Annotated in this window: 6 protein-coding genes; 4 read left to right on the forward strand and 2 right to left on the reverse strand. The window is 68.9% G+C overall.

Features of this window, described 5'->3' with window-relative positions:
• Positions 1-68: 68 nt before the first annotated feature.
• Both ACFTQE_RS19685 and lpdA read right to left on the reverse strand, forming a co-directional pair.
• A complete protein-coding gene (locus ACFTQE_RS19685; RefSeq protein ID WP_376926657.1) occupies positions 69-1067 on the reverse strand; it encodes a TIGR00341 family protein in 999 nt (332 codons plus the stop codon).
• Between the two features lie 72 nt (positions 1068-1139).
• A complete protein-coding gene (lpdA, locus tag ACFTQE_RS19690) occupies positions 1140-2540 on the reverse strand; it encodes a dihydrolipoyl dehydrogenase (protein WP_376926658.1) in 1401 nt (466 codons plus the stop codon).
• A gap of 280 nt (positions 2541-2820) precedes the next feature.
• On the opposite strand from lpdA, the gene ACFTQE_RS19695 reads away from it, so the two are divergent.
• From ACFTQE_RS19695 to ACFTQE_RS19710, 4 genes are all read left to right on the forward strand, one after another.
• A complete protein-coding gene (locus ACFTQE_RS19695) occupies positions 2821-3726 on the forward strand; it encodes a DMT family transporter (protein WP_376926661.1) in 906 nt (301 codons plus the stop codon).
• Positions 3727-3996: 270 nt separating this feature from the next.
• On the forward strand, positions 3997-4356 hold the full coding sequence (locus tag ACFTQE_RS19700; RefSeq protein WP_376926662.1) for a GntR family transcriptional regulator: 360 nt from the start codon (positions 3997-3999) through the stop codon (positions 4354-4356).
• Complete coding sequence (locus tag ACFTQE_RS19705; protein WP_376926659.1) at positions 4353-5261, forward strand: ABC transporter ATP-binding protein; 909 nt, start codon at positions 4353-4355, stop codon at positions 5259-5261. Before ACFTQE_RS19700 ends, ACFTQE_RS19705 begins: the two co-directional genes overlap by 4 nt.
• Positions 5258-6025 carry a hypothetical protein gene (locus ACFTQE_RS19710; protein WP_376926660.1) on the forward strand — a complete coding sequence of 256 codons (768 nt, stop codon included), beginning with the start codon at positions 5258-5260 and terminating at the stop codon, positions 6023-6025. The genes ACFTQE_RS19705 and ACFTQE_RS19710 overlap by 4 nt, the downstream gene beginning before the upstream one ends.
• Positions 6026-6075: the final 50 nt, after the last annotated feature.

The raw sequence follows: 6075 nt of genomic DNA on the forward strand, positions 1-6075 counted from the left end.
CCGCAGCAGTACGCTGCGGCATCCGCCCTCGTCGTTCGTGCGCGAGGCGCCGTGACCCGAGACGGCCTTCAGCGCACCTCGACCTGGCTGCCCGACTTCACGTCGAGGCTCACCGAGACGTACGACGGCAGCTCGCCGGCGAGATCGTCGCGGTACGTCTCGAGCGGCGGCAGCTCACCGCCGGGGCTCTCGACGCCGACCGTGGCCTGCAGCCCGTTCCAGCTGACACCCGTGACGGAGGCGCCCTTCGTGCCGTCGAGCCAGTCGCCCGTGACGGAGTGCAGGGTCACGGTCCACGAGGCGACGAACGCGATGACGAGCGAGTTCACGACGAGCGGGATCGCGACCACCGCGGTGAGCACGCCGACGATCGTGTAGGCGCGCCGACGGTTCGCATCGACGACGGCCTCGGGGTCGCGCGGGTAGCCGGCGAGCGTGAAGACGAGGGATCCGGCGATGATGAGCGCCACGACGTTCGAGAGGAACAGCATCGACGCGCCGAACGCCGCGTCGAACTGGCCCTGGCCGAGGCTCACGCCGACCACGCCGAGCGGCGGCACGAGCGAGATCGAGATCGCGACGCCCGGCAGGATGTTGCTGAGGTCGCGCCGGCACATCGCGAACGCCCCCGCAAGACCGGTCGCGAATGCGGCGAGGAGGTCCATGAGGGTCGGTGCCGTGCGGCTCGTGACCTGCGGGTTCGTCGTGAGCTGCTGGGGGTCGGGCACCGTGTACGAGAGCAGCATGCCGAGGATGACGACGGCCACGATGCCGCCGCCGAGCCACAGTACTGACCGGCCGACGAGTGAGGCCCGGCCGGTCACGATGCCTGCGGCGATGCCGAGGATCGGCGTCGACAGCGGGGCGATGATCATCGCCCCGATGACGGTCGCCGTGGAGTCGCCGATGATGCCAGCGATCGCGATGATCGCGGAGAGCAGCAGCATGATCGCGAACCCGGTGCGCTTGGCGCGCACGTCGCCGTGATCGAGGTCGAGCTGGTCGAGCAGCTCGACCGCCGGGTTCCGCCGGTTCGCCGGAATGAGCATGCCCGCCACTGACGACATGCGCTGATGATCTCAGTCGAACCGGGCGGATGCCGCGGCGCAACGCCGGAGCGCCCGCGCCGCGGCATCCGATCACATGTTGATCATGTGCCCCGCGAGGCCGTGGAACCCCTCCTGCAGCGCCTCCGACAGGGTCGGGTGGGTGTGCACGTTGCGGGCGAGCTCGAGGGCGCCGAGGTCCCACTTCTGGGCGAGGGTCAGCTCGGGCAGCAGTTCGGAGACGTCGGGGCCGATGAGGTGGCCGCCGAGGAGCTCGAGGTGCTTCGCGTCGGCGACGAGCTTGACGAAGCCGATGGGCTCGCCGAGCCCGTTCGCCTTGCCGTTGGCGCTGAAGGGGAACTTCGAGACGACCACGTCGTAGCCCTCGTCGCGCGCCTGCTGCTCGGTCAGCCCGAAGCTCGCGACCTGCGGCGAGCAGAACGTGGCGCGCGGCATCATGCGGTAGTCGCCGAGTTCCATCGTCTCGGCGTCGCCGATCGTCTCGGCTGCGACGACGCCCTGCGCCTCGGCCACGTGCGCGAGCATGAGCTTCGCGGTGACGTCGCCGATGGCGTAGATGTGCGGCACGTTCGTGCGCATGCGCTCGTCGATGCCGATCGCGCCCCGTTCGGTGAGCTGCACGCCGGCCGCCTCGAGCCCGAAGCCCTCGACGTTCGGCGCGAAGCCCACGGCCATGAGCACCTTGTCGACCTCGAGGCTGCCCGCGTCGCCGTTCGACGCCGTGTACGAGACGGTGACCGACGACCCGTTGTCGACGACGGTCTCGACCTTCGTCGAGGCGAGGATCGGCACCCCGAGGTTGCGGTACTGGCGCGTGATCTCCTTCGAGACCTCGACGTCTTCGTTCGGCAGCGCCCGGTCGAGGAACTCGATGACCGTGACGTCGACGCCGTAGTTCTTCAGCACGTAGGCGAACTCCATGCCGATCGCGCCGGCGCCGACGATCGCGATCGATCGGGGCAGGTCGCGCGTGAGGATCTGCGACTCGTAGGTCACGACGTTCTGCGAGAGCGCGACGCCGGGCAGCAGGCGCACACGCGAACCGGTCGCGATGATCGCGTTCGCGAAGGTGAGCTGCTCGGTCGTGCCGTCGGCCTTCGCGACGTCGATCGCGTTCGGTCCGGTGAACGACCCGCGCCCGTCGAACTCGGTGATGCCGTTCTTCTTCATGAGGAAGTGCACGCCCTTGACGTGCTTCTCCGACACCTGGCGGCTGCGGTCGAAGGCGACGCCGAAGTCGAAGTGCACGTCACCCGTGATGCCGAAGGTCGCGGCCTGGTCGTGGAAGATGTGGGCGAGCTCTGCGTTGCGCAGCAGTGCCTTCGACGGGATGCACCCGACGTTGAGGCAGACGCCGCCCCAGTATCTCTCCTCGATCACGGCGACGCTGAGACCGAGTTGGGCGGCGCGCACGGCGGCGACGTAGCCGCCGGGACCGGCGCCGAGGACGACGACATCGAAATGGCTGGTCATGCGTTCCAGCCTATGGTCGCGGCGGTGCCGACGCACCGGGGAATCCGCAGCGGTCGGCCGGCGGCGCCGCGATGCCGGGTCGGTCGACGGATGCCGCGACTGCCGAGCTTCGGCGGATTCCGGACATGCACCCTCGCACCCGTGTCGGGCGGTCGGTGGCCGGGCGTACGCTCGACCGGTGAGCACCAGCACCACTCCGAGCGCCCCGGTCGGCACGGCCGCCGCGGCATCCGCGCCGTCGCAGCCGAACCGGCTGTCGACCTGGCTGCAGTTCCTCGGCATGGGCGTGGTCTGGGGTGCCAGCTTCCTCTTCATGAAGGTCGCGCTCGAGGGGGTCGGCTTCACCCAGGTCGCGTGGTCGCGGCTCGTGCTCGGCGGCCTCACCCTCGGTGTCATCGTGCTCGTCATGCGGCCGCGCATCGCGTCGCCGACGGGGGAGCGGGGGCCGGTGCTGCCGCGGCAGCCGATCGTCTGGCTGCACTTCGCGGTCATCGCGATCAGCGGATGCGTCGTGCCCCACATGCTCTTCGCCTGGGCCGAACTCCACGTCTCGTCGAGCCTCGCGTCGATCTACAACGCCGTCACCCCCATCACGACGGCGCTCATGGCGACCCTCGCGTTCCGCGTCGAGAAGCTCGCCGCGGCCCAGTGGGCCGGCGTGATCGTCGGCATCGCGGGCGTCGTCGTCATCATCGGCCCGTGGCAGTACGCCGCGCTCACCGGGAGCCTCCTCGGCCAGCTCGCGTGCCTCGGCGCGGCCGTCTGCTACGGCTTCACGTTCGGGTACACGCGCAAGTTCCTGAGCACCCGGCCGATCGCACCGGCGACGTTCGCCTTCCTGAACATCGGCATCGCGGGTGCCATCATGCTCGTGCTCACGCCCGTGATCGCGTGGCAGCCGGTCGAGCTCGATCTCGCGATCGTCGGCTCGCTCCTCGCCCTCGGCGTGCTCGGCACCGGCCTCGCCTACATCTGGAACATCAACGTGCTGCGCGCGTGGGGCCCGACGAACGCCTCGACCGTCACGTACGTCACGCCGGTGGTCGGCGTCGCGCTCGGGGTGCTGCTCCTCGGCGAGCGCTTCTCGTGGCACGAGCCGATCGGCGCGGTGCTCGTGCTCCTCGGCATCCTGCTCGCCCAGGGCCGCCTGCGCCTGCCGCGCCGCGCGCCCGCCGCTGCCGTCTGACGCGGAACCCGCGCCCCGCGGCATCCGTCCGACCCGCGGCATCCGCGCGCCCGCCGGACCGCCGTCGGCGTCCGTCGCCCACGCGCCCGACGCATGGGACCACTCGTGTCGCACGGGACACGCGATGTCCGGGGTCCCGTGCGACACGAGTGATCCTGACCGAACCGGAATTCGGGGTTGACAGTCGCACGCGTACATGGTTGGTTAGTTACACAAGTAATGAACCAACCAAGGTTCTTGCGGCAGTACACGGCACAGAGTTGGGCGGGCATGGACGAATCGCGTCCGATCTTCATCCAGATCGCAGAACAGATCGAGAACGACATCATCGAGGGCAGCCTGCCGGAAGGCGGCCAGATCCCCTCGACGAACGAGTTCGCCGCGTTCCTGCGTGTCAATCCGGCCACAGCACTGAAAGGGGTGACCCGCCTTGTCGACGACGGCATCGTGGAGAAGCGAAGGGGCATCGGCATGTTCGTGACGACCGGCGCCCGTGATCGGCTCGTCGAACGCCGGCGGGCGGGCTTCGCCACCGAATACCTCAGACCACTCATCATCGAGGCCGAGAAGCTCGGCATCGGCATCGACGAACTCGCGGGCATGCTCCGCGCGGAAAGGATCGAATCATGACCCGCACAGTGGTGCACGCCACCGGGCTCACGAAGCGCTACGGCTCGTTCACGGCCGTCGACGCGGTCGACTTCACGCTCGAGGAGAACCGCATCTACGGTCTCCTCGGCCGGAACGGCGCGGGCAAGACGACGATCATGCAGCTGCTCACCGGCCAACTGTTCCCCGATGCGGGCTCGCTCGACGTCTTCGGCCGCGAGCCGGCCGAGCACGCCGACGTGCTGCGTCGGATGTGCTTCATCGCCGAGTCGCAGCGCTACCCCGACAGCTTCAAGGCCGCGCACGTCTTCAAGGCGGCGCCGTGGTTCTTCGAGAACTGGGATGCCGCGTTCGCCGAGCAGCTCATCGCCGACTTCCGCCTGCCGCTGAACCGCTACATCAAGAAGCTCTCGCGTGGCCAGCTCTCGGCCGTCGGCGTCATCGTCGGCCTCGCGAGCCGTGCACCGCTCACCTTCTTCGACGAGCCCTACCTGGGTCTCGACGCGGTCGCCCGCCACATCTTCTACGACCGCCTGCTCGAGGACTACGCGGAGCACCCGCGCACCATCGTGCTCTCGACGCACCTGATCGACGAGGTCGCGAACCTCCTGGAGCACGTCATCCTGATCGACCAGGGGCGCATCCTCTTCGATCGCGATGCCGACGAGCTGCGCGGCTCGGCGACGACCGTCGCCGGACCGCGGGCCGCGGTCGAGTCGTTCGTGGCCGATCGGCCCGTCATCGGTCGTGAAGGACTCGGCGGACTGGCATCCGCCACCATCGACGGCCGCCTCGACCAGGCCGACCGCATCACGGCTGCCGAGCTCGGGCTCGAACTCGCGCCCGTCTCGCTCCAGCAGCTCATCATCCACATGACCGGCACCGACCTGAGTGCCGACTCGACCGACCGGGAGGTCGCAGCATGAGCGCCGTCATCGATCAGCCGATCGTGCGCACCGAAGCCCGCTCGCGGGCCCATGAGATCTGGCGCATCGTGCGCCTGCACGCCATCAACCCCTCGGTGTTCTTCGGGATCCCGTGGATCATCCTCGGGTCCGCCTGGGCGGTCATGATGATCGTCGGGCTCATCATCACGGGTGCGGGCGGGCCGACCGAGGACATGGCCAAGGGCATGCGGTACAGCTGGGCGGTGCTCTCGCCCCAGTGGTACCTCGTCGTCGTCGGCGTGCAGGCGATCGGCCTGACGTTCTCGTTCGCGCTGGGCTTCGGCACCACGCGACGCGACTTCTGGCTCGGGACGAGCGCCATGTTCGGCATCGTCTCCTTCCTGAACGCCGTCGCCATCGCCACGCTCGTGCAGATCGAGAAGGCGACGAACGGCTGGGGCATCGGCATCGCCATGTTCGACTCGCTCTGGTACGGGCAGGAGGGGTGGCTCACCGACTTCTACTCGACCTTGGCGATGCAGCTGCTCGTGCTGTTCATCGGCGCCAGTGTCACGACGGTGTACATGCGCTGGCGTATGCGGGGCATGATGATCGTGACGTTCAGCGCGATCGCCCTGTTCCTGGCCTTCATCGCGATCTTCACGTTCAGCGGCAGCTGGATGGCCCTCTTCGAGTGGTTCGGCAGCATCGGCGTCGTGGGCGGCTTCAGCATCGTGCTGGCGCTGGCGGTGGTCTGCGCCATCGGGGGCTACCTCGTGATCCGGCGGGCCACGCCCCGCTGATCGGAACGGGTTCTGCAAGCCGCGGCGCGGCATCCGAGGGGGTCGGATGC

The organism is Agromyces sp. NPDC056965 (assembly GCF_042673425.1).
Lineage (GTDB): Bacteria > Actinomycetota > Actinomycetes > Actinomycetales > Microbacteriaceae > Agromyces.